15 protein-coding genes are annotated in these 17,535 nt (G+C 46.8%); 3 read left to right on the top strand and 12 right to left on the bottom strand.

The features are described 5' to 3' along the window. Window positions 1–92: 92 nt before the first annotated feature. The 5 genes from ABT56_RS12455 to ABT56_RS12475 all read right to left on the bottom strand — a co-directional run bounded on the left by ABT56_RS12455 (window position 93) and on the right by ABT56_RS12475 (window position 4,061). Window positions 93–1,076 carry a diacylglycerol/lipid kinase family protein gene (locus ABT56_RS12455; RefSeq protein WP_084722248.1) on the bottom strand — a complete coding sequence of 328 codons (984 nt, stop codon included), beginning with the start codon at window positions 1,074–1,076 and terminating at the stop codon, window positions 93–95. Next, a complete protein-coding gene (locus ABT56_RS12460) occupies window positions 1,042–1,575 on the bottom strand; it encodes a sigma-70 family RNA polymerase sigma factor (protein ID WP_047879208.1) in 534 nt (177 codons plus the stop codon). Before ABT56_RS12460 ends, ABT56_RS12455 begins: the two co-directional genes overlap by 35 nt. 118 nt (window positions 1,576–1,693) lie before the next feature. Next, entirely contained in the window at window positions 1,694–1,930 is a 237-nt protein-coding gene (locus ABT56_RS12465) for a thioredoxin family protein (protein WP_047879209.1), read from the bottom strand. A gap of 11 nt (window positions 1,931–1,941) precedes the next feature. After that, window positions 1,942–2,928, bottom strand: coding sequence for a permease (locus ABT56_RS12470; RefSeq protein WP_047879210.1), 987 nt, complete (start codon window positions 2,926–2,928; stop codon window positions 1,942–1,944). A 215-nt stretch (window positions 2,929–3,143) separates the two neighbouring features. After that, complete coding sequence (locus tag ABT56_RS12475) at window positions 3,144–4,061, bottom strand: hypothetical protein (protein ID WP_047879211.1); 918 nt, start codon at window positions 4,059–4,061, stop codon at window positions 3,144–3,146. Between the two features lie 187 nt (window positions 4,062–4,248). Between ABT56_RS12475 and yddG the strand changes: the two genes are divergently transcribed. Continuing rightward, a complete protein-coding gene (gene yddG, locus ABT56_RS12480) occupies window positions 4,249–5,148 on the top strand; it encodes an aromatic amino acid DMT transporter YddG (RefSeq protein ID WP_047879212.1) in 900 nt (299 codons plus the stop codon). A gap of 83 nt (window positions 5,149–5,231) precedes the next feature. Here yddG and ABT56_RS12485 read toward each other — a convergent pair whose 3' ends face one another. Further along, on the bottom strand, window positions 5,232–6,152 hold the full coding sequence (locus tag ABT56_RS12485) for a hypothetical protein (RefSeq protein ID WP_047879213.1): 921 nt from the start codon (window positions 6,150–6,152) through the stop codon (window positions 5,232–5,234). Window positions 6,153–6,280: 128 nt separating this feature from the next. Continuing rightward, window positions 6,281–7,210, bottom strand: a complete 930-nt coding sequence (locus ABT56_RS12490; RefSeq protein ID WP_047879214.1) for a hypothetical protein — start codon at window positions 7,208–7,210, stop codon at window positions 6,281–6,283. Window positions 7,211–7,348: 138 nt separating this feature from the next. On the opposite strand from ABT56_RS12490, the gene ABT56_RS12495 reads away from it, so the two are divergent. Continuing rightward, window positions 7,349–7,993 (top strand): HAD family hydrolase, encoded by a 645-nt coding sequence (locus ABT56_RS12495; protein ID WP_047879215.1) that lies wholly within the window; start codon window positions 7,349–7,351, stop codon window positions 7,991–7,993. Window positions 7,994–8,058: 65 nt separating this feature from the next. Here ABT56_RS12495 and ABT56_RS12500 read toward each other — a convergent pair whose 3' ends face one another. The 3 genes from ABT56_RS12500 to ABT56_RS12510 are packed head-to-tail and all read right to left on the bottom strand — an operon-like array spanning window position 8,059 to window position 12,009. Then, a complete protein-coding gene (locus tag ABT56_RS12500; RefSeq protein ID WP_047879216.1) occupies window positions 8,059–9,420 on the bottom strand; it encodes an NAD-dependent succinate-semialdehyde dehydrogenase in 1,362 nt (453 codons plus the stop codon). After that, a complete protein-coding gene (doeA, locus tag ABT56_RS12505) occupies window positions 9,404–10,741 on the bottom strand; it encodes an ectoine hydrolase (protein WP_084722253.1) in 1,338 nt (445 codons plus the stop codon). Before doeA ends, ABT56_RS12500 begins: the two co-directional genes overlap by 17 nt. Next, complete coding sequence (locus tag ABT56_RS12510) at window positions 10,738–12,009, bottom strand: aspartate aminotransferase family protein (RefSeq protein ID WP_047879217.1); 1,272 nt, start codon at window positions 12,007–12,009, stop codon at window positions 10,738–10,740. The genes doeA and ABT56_RS12510 overlap by 4 nt, the downstream gene beginning before the upstream one ends. A gap of 628 nt (window positions 12,010–12,637) precedes the next feature. Here ABT56_RS12510 and ABT56_RS12515 point away from each other — a divergent pair. Continuing rightward, window positions 12,638–15,136: an SEL1-like repeat protein gene (locus ABT56_RS12515; protein ID WP_047879218.1), complete on the top strand. Its 2,499-nt coding sequence runs from the start codon at window positions 12,638–12,640 to the stop codon at window positions 15,134–15,136. Window positions 15,137–15,259: 123 nt separating this feature from the next. On the opposite strand, the gene ABT56_RS12520 is transcribed toward ABT56_RS12515, so the two are convergent. After that, the gene (locus ABT56_RS12520; protein WP_047879219.1) at window positions 15,260–15,745 is read right to left on the bottom strand and encodes a peptide-methionine (S)-S-oxide reductase; all 486 of its coding nucleotides are present in this window, start codon (window positions 15,743–15,745) and stop codon (window positions 15,260–15,262) included. 150 nt (window positions 15,746–15,895) lie between these two features. Then, complete coding sequence (locus ABT56_RS12525; protein WP_169753912.1) at window positions 15,896–17,410, bottom strand: leucine-rich repeat domain-containing protein; 1,515 nt, start codon at window positions 17,408–17,410, stop codon at window positions 15,896–15,898. Window positions 17,411–17,535: the final 125 nt, after the last annotated feature.

Below are 17,535 nucleotides of genomic sequence, written 5' to 3' on the forward strand. Positions count from 1 at the left end.
TGAAGACACCGCTTTTTTTATTTCGGACCAGTGAGACTCCTGCGCAATTATTGGATGCTATTTGATGCGTTACGTGACCGGTGGTTAGTTGGCTAACGCGATGAAATAAGAGTGTTGATTTGCTGCGGGTGGATGCAAAATCTGACGGGAAGTTTGTCGATGATTTCTCCATCACACTGAAAATATTCGTTGGTGCTATCACTGACTGCGACACTGGGTGTTTGTTGATAGAAGGCTGCGGGGTGTTGGTTGATTTTCCCGTTCAACAAATAGGGCGTGCTGATAATCCTGTGCCAAAAGGGGATGTCCGTAATCGAAAGCACATCCAGTAAACCGTCATGGCTATTTGCCATTGGGGCAAACCGCATACCCGACCCTCCATATTGTCCGATACAAACCATGGTAATGAGGGCCTTATGGCGCTTGGTGATCTTGCTGGCTGCATGGCCATCCCCGCCTGTTAGCGGTGCTAACGTTAGGGTCATTGTATTCGCAGTATAACGATAGAGTGATTTGAATAAGGTGAGATAATAGCGAAGGGATTTGCCTCCGGCGGCCCCCATTTGTTGAATAATATGGCTATCTAGCCCAGTGCCCGCAATATTGAGAAATGCGTGGTGCGAAGCATACGCTTTACCATATTGAGCAATGCCGACATCGTGGGGGGCTTGGCTGGCATTGAGGAAAAAGCTAAGCCATTTATTGGGGGAGTGGGGAATATGATGAAACCTTGCCCAGTCATTTCCCGTTCCCCAGGGTACAACACTTAGGGTGACGTTATTGAGCGGAAGTTTGCTTTGAAATACCCCTTGCAAGATATCATTTACAGTGCCATCGCCACCGACTGCGATAAAGTTACGAATCCCCGCATTTGCTCGCGAACAGGCTAATGCCCTTGCTTGAGAGGATGATGTTGTTATTGCGTGCTCGAACGTCACTGAATGCGATTTCAGCCGTTGATACAAGTCAGGCCATTGACGCGCGGCTCTGCCGCCGCCGGCATGGGGGTTGATGATAAAGCACCATGGACTGCTTACCGCTTTATTCACTTTGATTATATTTGCTTTTGAATTCACTTACGTAACCACTATCTTGCCGGACATGGCAGTGGGTGACAAGATGGCTCTTGAGTGTTTTTCGGGCTCGTTGCAAGCGCGATTTCACAGCAGGCAGTGAGAGTTGTTGCTGATGGGCATATTCTGCCTGTGGCATGCCTTGTAGATCGCATTTTTCGATGATGTCTCTTTCGCTTGCTCCGAGTTTGAGCATCACCCGCGGTAGGCATTTTTGCATCTGGACAATTGGTTCACTATGCAGTGAGTCGTCAGCGATGGTTTCGTCGATACTTTCGGATTCCACTTGTTTTCGCAGCGTATCGATATAATGGTTTTTAACCATTTTGAATAACCAGGATTTACTGTCATCCAGATGGCAGAATTGCTTATTGTTGCGCATGGCCTTGATGAAAACATCCTGCATGATGTCTTCGACGACTTGTGGATCGCCGGTGCGTTTGAGTAGCCAGCGGGCGATTTGCTTTTCGTGCAGTTGCCAGGCATTGAGCAAGCATTTCATGGTAGCTGTATCCGTTCTTGAGGTGCTTCGTTATGTCTTGTTCTGAAATTAAAATATAACCCCAAGAGGGCTCTTTCTTAGGGTTATATATCACAAATGTTGCCGTTAGGCTGGTTTGTTAACTTTGCAGTAGTTCAGTTACCCGATCTGGCGTTGGGACCGAACCGGTATGCTTGACTTCGCCATCGATAGCAACCCCTGGCGTGCTCATGATCCCAGCCAGCATGATTTGTTCGAGATCAGTAACTTTTTCAATGGCAACCTCTAGCCCTAAAGCCTTCGCCGTATCTTCAAAGCGCTTCATTGTTTCGTTGCAGTTATGGCAGCCAGAACCATAGATTTTGATAGATTTCATGGGAGATACTCCTAATAAAAGTAATTGAATAGCCAGCCGGTAATAGAGATGGCGACAAATAAATAGCCGATGACAAGGGCCAACAAGCGGTAGCGCATGACCTGTTTGAGCATCATGAATTCCGGTAAGCTGACGGCGACGGCACTCATGCAAAATGCCAGTGTTGTCCCAAGGGGGACTCCTTTAGCAATTAGGCTAGCCATTACAGGGACGATCCCTGTGGCATTGGTATACATCGGGATTGCGATTAGCGATGCAATGGGGACGGTCCACCATTGGCCTGCCGATAAATGTTCGTTAAACCATTGTGCAGGAATATAGCCGTGGATAAATGCCCCGATCCCCACACCGATGATGACCCATTTCCAGATCCGCTTGAAAATAGTCTGCATTTCAGATTTGGCAAATTGATGCCGTTCAGACCATGTTAGCGAATGGGTATTTGAGTCTTGGGATGGGTTGATGCTCGATCCGTTATCGGTTTGGTAGATTTTGGCCAAGAAGGGCTGCAGCCAGCGGTGCCCCTGAACTAAATCAACCAGCAAGCCTGCGCACATGCCTAGTGTGATGCCGATGGCAATATACATGAGGGTAAATTTAATGCCGAGAATACTGCCGAGCATGATCACGACAACTTCATTGATGAGCGGTGAGGTGATCAGAAAGGCCATGGTGATCCCTACCGGGATTCTGGCTGAGATAAATCCCATGAAAAGCGGGATTGAGCTGCAAGAGCAGAATGGGGTAATTGCACCGAATAACGAACCGAGGAAGTAGCCAGTTCCCCTGTGCTTACCTTGCAGGAATGATCGAACTCGCTCGACATTGAGCGCCGCACGTATAAAGGCTATGAAGTAAATTAATACGGCAAGTAGTACCAGTATTTTGGTGGTATCTTCAATAAAAAAATGAAGGCCAGTCCCTAACGGGGTATCGGGAGAAAGTCCGAGCTGTTTGTATACCAGCCAATCGGCAAGGTGGGTGAAACTATCGAGCATGGTGCTTTTCGCTATAAAAATGGTGACTGTTACCTAACACGTAACAGCGGCGGAAAAGATGCATTTTTTTTGAGTTTTATGGCTACATGGCGAAAGTTAGCCTTGGTGGGGACGATGGGCGTAATGCTTGTTGTATGGTGGGGGGCAGTGCAAGATAGGCTTTGAACGACTCTCAATGTATTTGGGATACATTGAGAGTCGTTATCTTAATGTCGTTAGTATTCTGTCAAACTCGTTAACGATGGACCTTTAATATAACCACATGCTGACGTATATTTGGTTTCAGCTAGTTCCATTTTATCTGCGTACTTTCTGTCCATTACATAATTGGATTTAACATCGCTCTCTAGCTCTTTGACTAAATGATATAGTGTGACGAGGTAGTTATCATAGAGATGCTTGGAAATTTTACGGTCACTATGGTTATAGTTAATCGGATCGTAAGTATCTCGTAGAGCTGTATAAGATGGGGTGAATTGGCTCTGCTTCCAATTATTGAATGCCCTTTCAGTGACGTTATATTTGTATGTGACACCAACTGCATAAATAAGTGGTTGGATTTCATAATACATCTTTCCGGCCAGCTCGCAATCGCTAAGATTTCGGAATTTTTTGAGCTTACCGTCTAATGAGATACCGACCAGAGACTTTATTTTGTCTAGGTCTTTTGGGGTCAAGTCAATGGTAGTACTTGATATTTTAATATAATTTACAGCTTTGGCATCATCTGTTTTTGGTGCTGCCAGCTGTGCCGATAGCATCACTTTCATGTGATTTGAATCTTGCTCAAGAATGAAAAAGTGAAGCCGAGAATCACTGTCTTTTGAAAGGGTAAAGCGACCCTTTTGGTCGTAAAGACTTCCGGTAAAGTTCGGATTATTGTTTTTGATGTTAGCGATGTCTATTCCACTTGCGATGTCACGAAATGCTGAGTGGTTTAGGGTCATGAACAAGCACTGGTCATTGTCATTTTCTTTACATAGCTGGAAAGTAGCAGCAGTTTCCTTATTAAGGAGAAATCCCCCATAGATATCTTTTAGTTTATAGGTCGTGTTATCGATGGGTTGAGCATGTGCTAGAGATGAAAATGCGGACAGAACACAGACAGTTCCTAGTAAGGATCGAAGATTCATTGTTTTTCCACTTGTAAAAAAGGCTATTTTAAACAAATTTGTCAGTAATCCAATTGAAAAAATACAATTTATGCCAATAGGTTATGTTGACGTGCAATTTGGCAGAGTGTGCAGTTCTCTTATCAAGGTGCCTTGTTGTCGGATATAATGCCGGCCTTTTTATTTCCCAGTTTGGAAAGGTTAACAATTGGTTGGTACTTATAAATTTACGATCGCAGGGGCGATGGCAATTTTGCTGTGGAGCGCTATTGTCGGGTTGGTGAGAAGTGTTGCTGAGCAATTGGGGCCAATTGGTGGGGCCGCCATGATTTACAGTATCAGTGCGGTATTCTTGGTGATTTTTGTTGGTGTGCCACGACCAAAAGTGTTTCCTTTACGCTACTTGTTGGTTGGTGGCGGTTTGTTCGTGAGTTATGAGATATGCCTTTCCTTGGCTCTGGGGATGGCAAATAGTCGGACTCAGGCGGTGGAAATGGGGTTGATAAACTACCTGTGGCCATCATTGACGGTTTTAATGGCAGTGGTTACAAGCAGCAAGCCTGTCAGTAAGTTGGTCTATCCGGCGATTGCCTTATCGTTTTTTGGCGTTGCATGGACAGTGAGCGGTGATGGGGGCTTGTCGCTGACGCAAATGGCAGTAAATGTCGCGGATAATCCGGCCAGCTACATCATGGCGTTTGTCGGGGCATTTATTTGGGCTTTCTATTGTAATATTACTAAGAGATTGGCCGACGGTAAGAACGCGATTACCTGGTTTTTTATCGCAACGGCGATAGCTCTTTGGGTCAAGTATGGCATTAGCAGCGAGTCGGCTTTGGTCTTTACTTCGCAGGCGGTTAAGGACTGCTTGTTGGCAGGTGTTGTGATCGGCAGTGGTTACGCATTGTGGAATATAGGGATCATTGGCGGCAACATGATGTTACTGGCAACGTTGTCGTATTTTACACCGTTGCTTTCTACCTTTTTTTCGGCGTTTATTTTGGATATTACGCTTACCGCACAGTTTTGGCAGGGGGTGACGATGGTGACTTTTGCCTCGCTGGTCTGTTGGTGGTTGACGCGTGAGAAGAAGGCTCGCCAAGATTAAATGGTAATGATGCCACTGTCGAAGTGGCATCTCTTTTAGGCTGGGCAGCATGCTTGGAATTCTGTGCGTTGATGCTGCCGTTCCTAGTAGATGTCATCAAATTTAGACAGCGTCAGCTCTTTGTTGCTATTGCATACTGATGTGTATTTCTTTTCGGCTTTTTTGATTGTTGCCTCTATATCGTATGTTGAATTAATGTCGTATTTGGCCTTATTTTCTAATCCGCTTACCAACGTACCTAATGCAACAAGGTAATCGTCATAGACTAATCGTGAAATTGTTCGATTATGTTGATAGTTAATCGGATCATAAATGCCTCTAAGAGCTTTGTATTTCGGTTTGAACGTTTTCTTTCGCCAATCATAATAGGTACTTGGTCCGACACTGAATGTGGCAATGAAACCAGCCGTATGCATGAGAGGTTGAACTTCATCATATAGTTTGCTGGCAAAATCGCAGTCACTGAGCTCCTGGTACTTATTTTCACCACCATTTAATGATATTCCAAGAAGAGACTTTAAATGATGAAGATCTTTTTGGGGAAGGGTGATGATATTGGGCGAAAGTTGAATGTAGTTAACGGTATCGTTGGTATCCTTTTTAGATGCCGCTAATTTTGCCGACACCTCGATTTTCAAACTATCGAGGCTTTGTTCAATCACGGCGATCTTCAATGCAGAGTCGTTATCTTTTGAGAGCGTATAGCTTTTGTTTTGAAGATAACTACTAGCAACAAAATTTTTGTTATTGTCCTTGATGTTAGTTATATCTATACCACTTACGACATCCAGTAATGCAGAGTGGTTGAGGGTGACATAATAACATTTTTCATTATCATTCTCTTTGCAGAGCATGAGCGTGGCAGCGACTTCTTTATTCAGGAGAAAGCCACCATAAATATCCTTGAGTGTATAAGCGCCCTCTGTCTGTGGTTGAGCTGATATTCCAGATGCAAACGTGGAGAGGAGGACACAGAAAGCTCCTGACAGTGTTCGTATATTCATTGTCTTTCCAATGCGAATGAAGAATGCCTTATGTTAACAAAAATATTAACAATGGTGTTGAAAATTAACTGAATTTATTCCCATGGAGATTTGATATCCCGATGGGAATAAATATTTGTGGTGATAAATCATATTCCGTCAAGATTTATCGCGGTGATTTTTTTTAGTCGCTCGCGATCGCAGAGATAAGCAGAGTCAAATTCGGCGCTATTGATCTGGTTAATGCTATCGACGAGTTTGACGGAGGTAATATCATAGCGAACAAGGTTGGCCATTCCATGAACCATCCCTCCGAGCGCGATGAGATAATCATCATGGACGATTTTTGAGGCTTGTCGATTTTGATGATAATGGATCGGGTCATAAAGCTCGCGCAGGGCTTGATATCGTGGCATAAAGCTTTTCTCACGCCATGCATAGTATTCGGTCTGGCTCGCCGTTGGCGTCATAAAACGCATTGCTTCAGCCATAAGGGGGGCGGTTTGTGAATAGATCTGGTTGGCTAACTCACAGTCGTTCAGTTCGCTGAATTTTTGTTCTTTGCCGTCCAACGAAACACCTAATAGGGATTTCAGTTTATGGATATCCTCTTGGTAAATCGTGAAAGTGCTGGTGGGGAGCCGGACAAAAGTCGTGACTTCATCTGGTTTTGTTTTCGGTGTTGCCAACTGTATCAGTATTTTTACTTTCATGTAGTCGTCGTTTTGTTCGACCACAGAGAGAATTAGGCCAGAATCTTGTTCTTTGGATAGCTTAAACCGCATTGATCTTAGCTGTGCGGTGGCAACTAGGTTGGGGTTGTTATCGCGGCGATTTTGGATACTGAAACCACTTAGTAAGTCCAAAAAAGAGGAGTGGTTAAGTGTAATGAAATAACACTGAGTGGCGTCTTCTTTCTGGCATAGGTTTATGGTGGCGCCCAGTTGTTTGTTTTGTAAAAAGCCACCGTAGAGATCTTGTACTTTATAGATATTGTCTACGAGGGGTTCAGCAGGTTGGGCATAACTACTGGTCGCGAGTAGAATTCCTATTGCTCCTAATAAGGTTCGCAAAGTCATAGGGTATCCGAGAGGCAAAAAAGGCATTGTAACAAAATCGTTCCGATGTTACCTCTTGAGTATTGATTAAAATTCAATGATTTGATCTGGGGATTGTCTATCTAATAGACTGTATGGATATCTAAGGAGAGATGCAGAATGGATATATGCAAGATAAAACATGTTGTGTTTGATGTCGGGAATGTCATTGTTCGTTGGTCGCCGATAGAGATTGTTCGTCTTACTTTTGGTGAACAGCCTCAAGATGAGGCTGAACAGTTGGCGAGTTGTATTTTTCAGAGTGACATCTGGCTTGAACTGAATAAAGGGCTGCTGAGTGCGCAACAAGCAAAAATAAGATACGAGCAAGAGTTGGGGCTTTCGGCAAGGGATTGTGAGCAATTATTTTATTACATCATGCATACCCAGTTGCTTATTTTTGGCACGGTTGATCTTATCAAGCGCCTAAAAAGTGCAGGCTATCGTGTCTATGCGCTGACAGATAACGTGGTCGAAATTGTCGAGCACCTAAAATCAACCTATGATTTTTGGCCGTTATTTGATGGTGCGGTCGTTTCGGCTGACTTGGGTTTGTTGAAACCCCAGCTGGAAATCTATCAGTCGTTGCTCTCTTGCTATCAGCTAGATGGTGATGAATCTGTATTTATTGATGATATGGCGCGAAATGTTGAAGGAGCGAAACTAGCGGGTATGTCAGCCATTCAATTTGAAAATGCTGCCCAGTGTGAACAGGCGTTGCGGTTCCTTGGTTTGTCATTTCCAGCACACTCAGATGAAAGTTAGATCTGAAACAGGCATTCATTATTGAATGCCTGTTTCAGCGACATTGCGGTCTCTGCGATATTGGTTTATTTGATCCAAATTTGCTTGGCATTCACAAATTCTCTGATGCCGTGAGGCCCCAGTTCCCGGCCGTAACCGGATCGCTTGATCCCTCCGCTGGGCAGGCGAGGATCCGTTTTGACAATACCGTTGACGGCAACTTGGCCGGATTCAAGGTGTTCTGCGAAGTAGCTGGCTTTTGTGCTGTCTTGCGTCCAGATCGTAGCTCCAAGACCATATGGGGTGGCATTGGCTAGCCGTAGCGCTTCTTCGGTATTGTCGACGCGGCAGACAACCATGACTGGGCCAAAGATTTCCTCGTTCATTGCGCAGCTGTCTTCCGCGACATTGGTCAGCAAGGTCACCGGATAGAAAAAGCCATCGCTGTCGGGCATGTCACCACCCAATAGGCAGTGTGCGCCATGCTGGATAGTTTCGATGACTTGCCGGTGGAGGTTATCGCGAAGATCGGCGCGGGCGATGGGGCCGATATCTGTGTCGGGGTCATTGGGATCACCGACTTTGAGCGCAGCAAGACGGGTATAGATCTTGTCGACAAACTCATCATAGGCTGGTGCTTCGACAATAATGCGCTTGGCGGCGATACATGATTGCCCCGCATTGATAATCCGTGACAGGGTCGCGGTATCTGCGGCCTGATCCAAATCGGCATCAGCAAGAATTATGCATGGATCTGATCCGCCCAATTCCAATACGGCGTGTTTTATCTCGCTGGCTGCTGTTGCTGCTACAAGGCTGCCTGCTGACGCCGATCCGGTAAAGGATACCGCCTGAATTGCTGGGTGACGAATGGCGAACTCGACGTTTTCATTGGCAATGGGCAGGTTGACGATAATTCCGTGTGGCGCACCGGCTTTTTCGAAAGTGTGGATGATGGTTTCGGCACAGCCCTGTACATGGGGATCGTGTTTCATTACACAGGTATTGCCCGCCATAAGGGTTGGGGCAATATAACGAAAGGCAACCCATAACGGGGCGTTCCATGGCAAGATACCTAGGATCGGGCCAAGAGGTTGGTAGTGGACATAGCTTTGGGTGGCATCGGAAGGGAGGATGTCATCTGCAAGGTATTGTGCGGCATGTTCAGCATAATGCTCAATGCACCAAGCGGATTTTTCTACTTCGGGGGCGGCTTCTTTTACCGGTTTGCCCATTTCATCCGTCATCAGCTGGCCGATGGTGAGCTTGTCAGTTCGCAGCTGTGTGGCCACCTTGCGTAGAATATTTGCGCGATCCTGATACGAAAGCCTGCGCCAGTGCTCAAATGCCTGCTGAGCCTTATCGATAACCTGCGGTATCTCACTTTTGTCTAGTGTTGGATATTCATGAAGGAGCTGGCCTGTCGTGGGATTAATGGTTTTCAACATTCTCTCCTCCCTGCTGTCTGTCAGTACGCTCAGTGGTTGCGTCGCTTTTGTTAATTGGACTTTCATGGGGGGGGTTGCCGAGGCTTTCGCCCGTCGAGTCAGGATTGATAAGGCTGATATTGTTTTCTGCATCTGTTGTTGAATTGACGTTCGAGCGGCTGGGGTGGACAACAAAGTCCCTGTCTAGGGTAAAGAATGATTCAATCCCGTTATCTGTGACATAGATGGTATCGGATATGCCGCACGTTTTGGTTCCGTCGACACCCCACATCCAAGGGATAATATGGAAGGTCATTCCTTGTTTTAAAATCGCAGAATCACCTTGCTTCAAGCTACAGATATAGCCTTCATCCCAACTAGGGGGAAAGGCGATGCCAATCGAGTAGCCTGAGCGTGAGATAAGTCTGGCCCCGACATCATTATGGGAAATAATATTGCGTACCAGATTGTCGACATCCGAGACGGTCATACCGGGCTGGACGTAGCTGTGCAGAGTATCCAGCGCTGTTTTCATCAGCTCTTGTGCTTTGTGCATGGAGTCGGTGAGTTCGCCATTGATGACAGTACGCATCATGGCGGTATGGTAGCGTCGAAAGCATCCTCCGACTTCGAGAAATACATGTTCGCCGGGTTGGATTATCCGACCTTCCCATGTGGCGTGGCCGATCATGGTTCGAGGACCGGCTGTCACATAGGGCATTACAGCAGGGGCTTCGCCGCCCGCCTTGAACATGGCGGCGCTAATTTCCGCCGCGATGTCATTTTCGCTCACGCCCTCAACCGCCGCTGCTAGACCCGCCTTCATACCGGCCTCGGTGGCAATCGCGGCTTTGCGCATAATGTCGAGCTCGGCTGGCGATTTGCAGATCCGGCCTTCTTCGACAATCCCAAAACAATCTAGCAGCTTGGCATCAACCAAGGTGGTGTGGATGAAATCCTGTTGGTAGGCGGGGAAAAAGTAGCTATTTCGTTCATAGCCAATACGTTTGTTGGCCAAGTTGAATTCACGTAGGGTCTCAACCAGCATCTGGATGGCATCGCCCGTATCAGGATAGGGGCGGGTGTGCTCTACCCATGTCCTTGCTGTGACGTTGGATTCTTCCATCGCTCTGGTGATCATGATCGGCTCTTGCTCTAGCGGTACGATGAGAGCCTGAAAGAACGAGTAGCCTGATGTCTGGTAATCAGTGAGGTACATGATGTTTTCGGGATCCGTGATAACAACCGCATCCATGCAGCGCTCTTCGATTCGTCGCCGGAGGGCGTCAAGCCTTGCTTGGTATTCTTCCGGGGGGAAGGTCATATCGTCTCTGGAAATCATTTGGCACCCTCCTTGGTTTTTTCGATCGCCTCGATGACAATAGCCATTCCCGTATCAAGATCACTATCCTCAATGGTCAGCGGGGGGATAAGCTTGATTACGCGTCCACCGGTTCCACAGGCTCCGAGTAACAAACCGAGGTTGAAGCAGTGTGCGACCACCTGCTTGGCCTGTTCGCCGTCGGCCAGATCGATGCCTATCATCATTCCTTTGCCTCGTACCTGTATTTTCGGGTCATTAGCCAGTTGGGTTAGATGTTTTATCATTCGTGCCCCTTTGCGTTGTACATCTTGGAGAAAGCCAGGGTCTTCGAAGTACCTAAGGGCTTCTGTTCCGGCAACGAAAGAGAGGTTTTGGCCGCGGAATGTGCCTGTGTGTTCGCCGGGGGACCAGTGATCATCCCATTCAGGTTTGACCAAGTTCATGGCAAGCGGCGTACCTAGCCCGCCGAGCCCTTTGGCAAGGCAGACGATGTCTGGATCAATTCCGTATTCGTCAAAACTGAAAAATGTTCCCGTACGGCCCATACCCGCCTGAATATCATCGATAATCAGCAGTGCCCCTAGCTCTTTGGCCAGTTGTTGAAGCGCCAATAGCCATTCTTTATCGGCGACATTAACCCCGCCTTCGGCTTGAACGACTTCAACCATGAAAGCTGCAGGCTTTTCCAAGCCGGATGACGAATCATGGTACTGGGCCCTGAGTCGATCCAGTTGAGCTTTACCGCAGCCGAGTTGACAACCAAGGCATGGCGATTCGCAGCCAAAAGGCTGGTGGATAACATGATTTAGGGGAACACCCGCCGCACCGCGGAAGTAGCTATTGGCGGTGGCAGCCAGTGAGCCCAGTGTCATGCCGTGAAAGGCATGGTGGAAGGCGACAATGGTTTGCCGCTGGGTAACACGGCGAGCAAGTTTCATGGCGGCTTCAACGGCGTTAGTGCCGGTCGGCCCGACAAATTGCATTTTGTGGGACATGTTTCGTGGCGAAAGTACTACCTCGACAAATTTTTCCATAAACAGGCGTTTGGCACTGGTACTCATATCTAGGCTGTGGAGAACACCGTTGTTCTGGATATATTCAATCACTGCCTGTGTCATCTTTTTATTGTTGTGGCCAAAATTCAAAACGCCGGCCCCGGCGAAAAAATCGATATACTCGCGGCCGTTCTCGTCGGTTTGGCGGGCGTTGTAGGCTGTGGTAAATACAGTCGGGTAAATCCGGCAATAGCCACGTAGGTTTGATTCGCGTTGTTCAAATATACTCATTCTCCGCTCCTTATCTGTCGCGCAGGTATATATCTGGCAAGATGGCTCATTCACTGTCTCTGTCGGGGGAGACCTTAATGACAAGACGTGTCTACTAGTTGGTGAGCAGCTACGGCTCAGTTGGCATTTGGGTGCGGAGACATAAAGGTAGGATTGCAAAGGCTAACCAAGCCTGATTTGGGGCGGAATATAACGATGTGGGCTGTGAGTCTCATAGGCGATCCCTCGAATAGAAAGTAGGACTCAGTCACAGGCGTAATATTTATCTACTACATAGGAGTATCAGATGGATACTAGCTATTTAAAGCTGGCACAGAGTTGATATCTTTGCAAATAACCCATGAATATCACCGTTGCTGTATTTAAATATGATGGATGATGAGCATACGGCTTTTGCCTAATGATTATTTTAACTCTTTGACCTTAATGTTCTTGCTGCTGCGATGTGCAGAAAATAATGATTTTTTTACGGCTGTTATGCCAATGGTTGCTCATTTTCATTCCTTTCAGAATTATGGATGAGACATTTTTTTGATTGGTTGATATTTAAAAGAACGATATTTGTTTTATTTCAAATTCTTAAGTGGTAGTTTTCTTCTTCTTTCATCAAGCTTAATAGGCATTTGCTGTGCGGTATTTTTCGCTTTTTCCTTTGGTTGCGGCTTTGATTGGCAGCCCGGATCTTATTGCCGATCCTCTTACTGATTTCCAAAATGAATTACAACACCCTACGTTAAGTGCAGAAAAACGATTGGCGTTGGCTGAGTCGATTACTGAGCATACGGCGTGGAGTGCTGCAATGTTGGCCCAGTATTACTATACGGGCGAAGGGTTAAATGCCCCCGACAAAGATCGCGCATTGGCAATGTTTGAACTGAGCGCCCAGCTAGGGGATGCCTATTCGGCCTACAGTGCTTTCTTGGGCCATGTTCAGGGATGGGCCAGTCAGTCTGATCCGGCGAAGGCCTCACCGTATTTGTGGCAAGCTGCCAAAGCTGATATTAGGCAATCACGTCTTTATCTGGCCGATGGTTACCGAACGGGTAACTATGGATTGCCAGTGAGTGTACAGGCTGCTATGCAGTGGGCATATTCGGCAGAAGTTCCGCCCGAAATGCATCTTGACATGTGTGTGCAAGAAGACCCGCTTTACCAGAGCCGGCATTGCGTAACGGACTGGATAGAGCCGGCTGCCGAGCAGGGTAACCCTGTTGCCAGTTACTTGATGGGAATGCAGGCGTTGCATGGTATCGGTATGTTCCAGCCTGATCCTAAGATGGCCGAAACGTGGTTTAGCAAGGCTGGCGATTATGGTCCCGCATTATTTGCCCGTGGTGATGCTCTTTATGCGGAGCAAGGCGGAAGCTTTTTTACCGATGACGATCGTAAAGAGATGGAAAGGCTATTGCTTGCTGCCGCGCAAGCTGGTGAACCGCAAGCGTTTACTGAGCTGGCATATGTTCAGATGGATAAAGGAGACACCGAGTCGGCCTTGGAGCTGCTGAATCAGGCTGATGTTATCGGTGCGTGTAATAGTGCATGTAAATATCAGTTATCCCTGTTGCTGGAAAAAAGTGATCCTCAAAAGGCTGCCCGCTATTTAGAGAATGCCGCAAATGAAGGTGATGCAAATGCCTTGCTAGAGAGTGCCCTTAAGCAAGACCCTAATTTGCCCGATACCCGTGCCAAAATTTACTACTCCGCTATATTCGGGAATGTAACGGCAATGCTTTGGTTGCAAGATAGAGCCGTTGAGGCAGGGGACAAGGAACGTGCACTTATTTGGCGGAGGGAAGCGGCTGCTTTTCAGGACCAATTGAGTCAGCATGTCTTGTCGAGGGGCGATGACCAGAGTGGGGAATATGAGTCTTTTCGGTACTGGGATACTCGTTACCTCAGTTTCTATCAGTTTGATGAAGAAATAAATATTTTGGCAGACAGTGGTCGACCAGAGGCGAGAAAAGAGATCATTGAATATATTCGTCATCGTGGCCAGAAGATGAAGAAGCGCTATATAGAATTGCTCTCCAAACAGGATGATCCTAATTATTATCTGGCGCATAACCGCCAGTTCGAAAAGATGTACCGAGTTCGCTCGCGCGCTATGTCTCTATCACCATGGTGGGTAGATAATGTATCACCGAATAGACCTCAAAAGGTGGCTTTTAGTCGTGATGAGAATTCAGTGCCTGAGCAGTTTGAAGATGGCCGGGTGCAGTTAGATGGAGCTTGGAACCCACCAGAGATGCTGCCGTTTAAGTTGTTAGCTAATAATCTGGCTGTGCAGCAAAGTCATTGCGGCTATTTGTTCAGCCGGGAGACGGGTGATAACTTGTTTATTCACTACTTGAAGGGGGGATGTCGACCGGATCCTGTGATTCAGGAACACCTCCAAGTGGAAGGAGCACAAAAGCTCGTTCATAACGATGTGGCATCCGCAGCCTTGTTGTATGACGGTAGTGTTGTTACTTGGGGCGGGGCAATGGCGGGTGGCTCGCCGATTTTGGCGGCCTCTAACTTTGAAGATTCGGCCTACTCGAATTTGGACGATGAACTCAAAGTTTACCGTCGTTTACAAGGCAATATAATTGATATCGCCCCGGTTCAGAGCCATTTTCTAGCGTTGGAAAATACAGGTAACATCTTGCTTTGGGGGCCGTTGGCCTATTATTTTGATCATGAAATAAAAGGTGATTACCAGTTATTGGCTGCCAGCCCTGACAGTGACCGTTTTTGTGCTTTGCGACGTAATGGCGATGTGCACTGCTGGAGTTTGGGGGAAGGCCCAGCATTGCGTATTGAAGCCAATAGTATGGTGAGCCTAGCAAAAGTCGAGGATACCTTTGATACTTTTGCGATGCTTGACGAGCAGGGGCAGCTTACGCTGAAGTCGATGGTTATGCAGCAGGATACTGACGATTTACTACCGACATTGGATAAAAAGCAGCGCTGGAAAAAATTGGATCAGGTAATTGTTTTTGGTCACTTGCGTACATTGTTGGTGGATACTAACGATAAGCCTTATTATTTTAAGCAGAATAACGGTAAGTTAGAGCTGAAACCATTAAATACGGCCTCTCGAAATATATTGTTGGCGACATCACCAGAAACCGCTCGATTTATTTAGTTACTCGATTTACTTAGTCAATGGCTATCCAATCCCCCCATCATTTGGGGGGATGTTGTATTAGGGGGCGATTGCGGTCGCGTAACTCGACATATTGTGATGAGTGAGAGGGGCTTTGTTTTTTTATTTTTTATATTTATGCAATAACGCCAGTGGGATATGACAGTAGTCGTTAGGATGTAGGGTGAGCCGATCTTGGTGTTCATCATCACTTTTCACATAATTGGAGAGTGGTTTCACTTCAACAGCAATGGCGGGCGACGACACTGAATTTGCTTCTAAAGCGGCAATATAACATGCTGCTTGTTCAAGATGATGTGGATACTTGCTATATACGCCAGTACGGTACTTTTCACCGATATCCTCGCCTTGTTGATTGATGCTGTATGGATCGATAATTTCAAAGAAGTAGCCCATCAATTCGGTTACTGAAACTTGTTTGGGATCGAATACAGTGCGTACACATTCGGCGTACCCATCGTACTTACCTTGGGTGGTATGGGCTGTCCCGTTGGCTCGTCCGGCTTCTGTTGCGATAACGCCTGGTAGGTGGCGCATATATTCTTGAACGCCCCACAGGCAACCACCTGCAAAATAGATTTCTTCCACACTTATTCTCCGGATAGCGATGCAAACATCGGGCTTGATGGCACTGAGGGGTGACAGTAACGCTGAAAAAGAATGAAAGTCAAATTTGGGGTAGGGGAGTACGAAATGAAACAGGCAGGACAGACCTGCCTGTGGAAGGGCATGTCGGAGTTACATCACCTTTTGGACCAAGATAGCTTCCTTAGCCACGACCTTATCCTGATAGATCACTTCGAACAGCCACTTGCCTTCAACTAACTCCCAATTTTCGGTGAATTGCCACATCGCCAAATTGTAGTCGTTGAGGTACATATTATCGCCCCAGCTACTGACGGTAAAAGGCTTGCCACCATTGGGTGGGGTGATAGTCGGGTGGGTCACACGAACCGTGATGGCGAACTGGCGAGGCAGTTGTTTTTTGCCATCAGCATTTTGGGGCAAGCGTACCGAGTACTGCATGCCGACATAGTCACCGATATCAGCCAGAACCAAGGCTGGGCCTACGACTTCAAACCGCCCGTTGTGTTGGGAGATAAAACCTGCCCCTAGTACTTCAATTTCAGGGTTTTCTGCGGGCGCGACAGCATGGTGTTGTGCCCACGGTGTATTGTCAGCAGACAGCGTATTGCGGTTGAAGTCGATAGGTAGCTTGATGGTTTCCAATGGGTTGTTGAACAGCACAATGGATTCTGGATTGGTGAGTGAACTAAGATCCAGCTGGGTTAACTGGTTGTGATTCAGGCTGATTGTTTTCAGGTTATCGGCCGTGCCGAGGTTGACGCTGGACAGCTTGTTCTGGCCGGCATGGAGCTCAGTCAAGGCGCTGACGGTACTTGTATCAAGTGCGGTAAGGTTGTTCTTCTGCACATTGATATAACGTAGGGATGCGCTTGTAGGTAACGTGATGCTGTCGAGGGTGTTGTTTGACGCTCGAAGATCCAACAGTTTTGGATTATGGCTAAGATCCAGTGCCTGCAATTCACCGGTTGTCACATTGAGTGAGCGCAAGTGTGGATTATGACTGAGATCCAGCTCTGTGAGGTGATGGCGGCTGATCCCAAGATCTTTTAACGCAGTATTGCCCGAAACATCCAATGCCGAAATTGGATTTTTGTAGGCATACATTGCGGTGAGTTGGTCTAGCCCTTTCAGGTTCACCGATGTGATTTTATTATCGTCGATGTTAAGTCGTTTCAGGCGCAAATTGTTTGAAACGTCTATTTCGGTTAAATCATTATTGCCCACCATAAGCGCTTCAAGCAGAGGATTGTGGGAAACATCCACGCTGGTCAGCCTAGCATTAGACAAAAAGAGCTTTGTGAGCTGGTGGTTGTGCGATACATCAATGTCCGTGATCGGGTTATCAGACAGTACCAGTTCTTGTAGGTTTTGGTTAGCCGAGGTATCGATAGATTTAATGCGGTTGTTGCTAAGACGCAGTATTTGCAAATTAGGCATCAGGCGAATTTCATCTACCGAATGAATACCCCAGCTACTACAGTCAAGTTGGGTAATATCAGTCAGATCTTTGGCGTTACTGTGAGATATACACTGGGCAAAAGTAGGATCAGTGAACTCGATATCGGAAATAAATGATGGGGAATGCGGAGTCTGGGCGCTGCTACAGCCTTGCAGTAGTGCTGGAATCAGGGCGACAAGGCTTGAGTTTAATAATGGGCGTTTCATTTTTAATTTTTGTTTTAGCAGGAGCAATTTTGGGCGCTGGCTCTCTGATAAGAAGCCAACATGCCCAATCATCTACGCAATGCTAAATTTAACCTATTGTTTTTAGCAAATTGATAAGAGAGTTA

The sequence above is a fragment of the Photobacterium aquae genome (assembly GCF_001029445.1).
Classification (GTDB): domain Bacteria; phylum Pseudomonadota; class Gammaproteobacteria; order Enterobacterales; family Vibrionaceae; genus Photobacterium; species Photobacterium aquae.

Coding starts and splice junctions, on each gene's coding strand:
- ABT56_RS12460 (WP_047879208.1), bottom strand. CDS start 1,575: ATGAAATGCTTGCTCAATGCCTGGCAACTGCACGAAAAGCAAATCGCC.
- ABT56_RS12465 (WP_047879209.1), bottom strand. CDS start 1,930: ATGAAATCTATCAAAATCTATGGTTCTGGCTGCCATAACTGCAACGAA.
- ABT56_RS12470 (WP_047879210.1), bottom strand. CDS start 2,928: ATGCTCGATAGTTTCACCCACCTTGCCGATTGGCTGGTATACAAACAG.
- ABT56_RS12475 (WP_047879211.1), bottom strand. CDS start 4,061: ATGAATCTTCGATCCTTACTAGGAACTGTCTGTGTTCTGTCCGCATTT.
- ABT56_RS12485 (WP_047879213.1), bottom strand. CDS start 6,152: ATGAATATACGAACACTGTCAGGAGCTTTCTGTGTCCTCCTCTCCACG.
- ABT56_RS12490 (WP_047879214.1), bottom strand. CDS start 7,210: ATGACTTTGCGAACCTTATTAGGAGCAATAGGAATTCTACTCGCGACC.
- ABT56_RS12495 (WP_047879215.1), top strand. CDS start 7,349: ATGGATATATGCAAGATAAAACATGTTGTGTTTGATGTCGGGAATGTC.
- ABT56_RS12500 (WP_047879216.1), bottom strand. CDS start 9,420: ATGTTGAAAACCATTAATCCCACGACAGGCCAGCTCCTTCATGAATAT.
- doeA (WP_084722253.1), bottom strand. CDS start 10,741: ATGATTTCCAGAGACGATATGACCTTCCCCCCGGAAGAATACCAAGCA.
- ABT56_RS12510 (WP_047879217.1), bottom strand. CDS start 12,009: ATGAGTATATTTGAACAACGCGAATCAAACCTACGTGGCTATTGCCGG.
- ABT56_RS12525 (WP_169753912.1), bottom strand. CDS start 17,410: ATGAAACGCCCATTATTAAACTCAAGCCTTGTCGCCCTGATTCCAGCA.